This is a genomic window from Haloferax sp. Atlit-6N, assembly GCF_003383195.1.
In the GTDB taxonomy this organism is placed as follows: Archaea; Halobacteriota; Halobacteria; order Halobacteriales; family Haloferacaceae; genus Haloferax; species Haloferax gibbonsii.
The window spans coordinates 1-444 of sequence record NZ_QEQJ01000374.1 but is presented as its reverse complement, the minus strand read 5'-3'; the positions used below and the strand labels follow the sequence as shown (position 1 = coordinate 444).

Annotated in this window: 1 protein-coding gene; it reads right to left on the bottom strand. The window is 60.8% G+C overall.

What is annotated here, in order from left to right; genetic code table 11:
- Window positions 1-337: DNA starvation/stationary phase protection protein DpsA (gene dpsA, locus DEQ92_RS22825; protein WP_147299606.1), on the bottom strand; the 337-nt coding region annotated here is incomplete at its 3' end.
- Window positions 338-444: the final 107 nt, after the last annotated feature.

The following is a 444-nucleotide window of genomic DNA, read 5'->3' as shown; positions in this document are numbered from 1 at the left end:
AGACGTCCTCGTCCTCGGCTTCGACTGGCGCGTGCTCGTCGAGTGACGTCATCCCGGCCATTGGGACGCCGCCGAGCGCCTGCACGCGCTCTGCGAGTTCGTCGGCGAACTCCTCGGCATCTTCGGCGGCCTCGCCCAGGAACAGGTGGAGATCGCGGAACTCCGCACCCTCGACGTTCCAGTGGTGCTTTTTCAACTGGTGGTAGAGGACGTACGTCGACGCGAGGTCCGTATTCAGCGCGTCGACGAGCTGTGATGCTTTCTCGGCGTCGATGCGGAGCGCCTCGCTTCCCTCGACTTCGTCGGCGTGCTGTCGGACCGTCTCTTGGGTGCTCATCGCAGCCAACGGTTGGTTCGCGACGGACTTAATACTTCGACCGACGGAAACATCTTTTTGGTAAATACAAATATATTCTATGCCTGGATGGACCAGCGACGGCAGAC